At 35.0% G+C, this 1961-nt stretch carries 1 protein-coding gene; it reads left to right on the top strand.

The features are described 5' to 3' along the window. The coding region (locus IM755_RS12750) for a fibrobacter succinogenes major paralogous domain-containing protein (RefSeq protein ID WP_194097462.1) at positions 1-1859 on the top strand (1859 nt) is incomplete at its 5' end. Positions 1860-1961 lie beyond the last annotated feature (102 nt).

Raw genomic sequence — 1961 nt, 5'->3', positions numbered from 1 at the left:
TTAATGATGCGGGTTCTGTAGGTAAAGGATTGGTTTTTCCACAAACAGATTTAACAACTTGGACTTTTGATACTAGTGCTTTAGATGGTATTAACTTTCCTACTGCATTTGATGGAATGATTGTTTATAATACTGGTTCTGGTTCTACATTAGAGAATCAAGGGCAAATTGTTTCTGTTACACCTGGTTTTTATTATTTTTCAAACCCAGGGGCTACTGACAACATTACAAATGGTAGATGGATTAAATTTGAAGCTGGCGCTGCTGGTGGAAAATTTGTTGATGGTACAGACCCAGCTGATGCAGTTTACACTGCTGGAAAAGTAGGTATTGGAACAACAACACCAAGTGGAAAGTTAACTATAAAAGGGGATAATATATATCAGGTAATTGAAAATACAAATGGAGATTCAAAGTTGATTTTATATAACAAGAGTTTGACATCTACCAGTATTCCAGATGTTTATGTGCCAGAGACATCTTCGCTTGAGGCCAAAGCTTATACTCCGCAAATAGGTGTTGTAGGTAAAACATCAGATGGGAATGGTATTTTGCGTATAGATGCTGGTACTTCTTTATCAACACCTTTGACATTACAAGAAGGTAGGGTTTTTATAAATAATGACTCAGGTAATAATGCGATTACACTAATCAATGATAAGGGAGGTAGAGAGGTTAGAATAGGAGGATATGGTAGTACAAAAGAAGGTTTTCGAAGAGAAATTAAGAGTTCTTCAATTTATTCTGATAGAATTACTATGGGAGGTAGGGTAGAAATTCCTGAAGTAAGAGATTTTAATAATAGTTTTTATCAAACACCTTTGGCTCTATCTTTTCCGGGAGTTACTACAGCAGGTTTTTTGCCACCAAAATTAACAACAGCACAAATGCAGGCATTAACTCCTGTTGCAGGGTTGATGGTTTATAATACAACAATAAATTGTTTAATGTATTTTGATGGGACAGAATGGAGATGTGATAAAAATGGAACAACAATTCTTTCAAGTGTTAATATCAATTCGCTTGGTGCTGCATTATTGCCAGAAGTAAATGAATGTCTTACTAAGACAATTTCTGTATCGGGTTGTGCATCTGTTCCAAATGCAACAATAAACGATGATCCAGTAACAACACTTGGGATAGAGTATAATTGGGCAGATGGTATGGCTTCAATGGGGTTTACAGATAGAGCTTTGGTAGAGATTGGTGGTCAATGTTGGTTTAGATATAATGCAAACATAATTCCATCTAATTATCCTGATTTGCCGAACACTGGTAGAAATATATGGAATTCTGAATTTAATCCAATTCCAGGAACTTACAGAGCGGATAAGACTTCTTGGGGTTATTATAATGCTGTTCAGCCAGATGGAAGTTTGGGATGGGCTACATCTCCTGCAACACCTGGTGAAGGTATATTATACCAGTTTAAAGCTGCAATGAATGGGGCTACTCAAGAAAGAGCACAAGGGGTTTGTCCTACAGGATTTCATGTGCCGTCTGATTGTGAATTTATATTTTTGGAAAAATCATTAGGGATGGCTAATAATGAATTATACTTATTTGATAGTAGAGACAGAGGTGTTACCAGCAATGTAGGTACTAAATTAAGAGGCTTTGGTAATAATTATGATGGTACGTTAAATCTTACAGGTTTTAATTTGATGCTAGGTGGACAAAGAAATAATGGGCCATCTCCTTTAACATTTAATGGTAGGGGTATATATGCGACTCTCACAACTTCTTCAAGTGTGTCAGAAAATGTTGGTATTGGAAGAGCGGCATATGTAAATACGAAAGATTTTTCTAGGCTTTATTCAGGAAGATTTCCAAATAGTTTAAGATGTTTAAAAGACTAAGCTTAACTTTTTAATTTTTTTAAAAGCTCCTTAAAAAACAAGGAGCTTTTATTTTACTTAATTAATTAAAATCGCCCAACATGAGATTTTTTCATTTTTTAA

Origin of the sequence: Flavobacterium proteolyticum (genome assembly GCF_015223105.1) — a bacterium.
Lineage (GTDB): Bacteria > Bacteroidota > Bacteroidia > Flavobacteriales > Flavobacteriaceae > Flavobacterium > Flavobacterium proteolyticum.
This window is presented reverse-complemented; position numbering and strand designations above follow the sequence as displayed.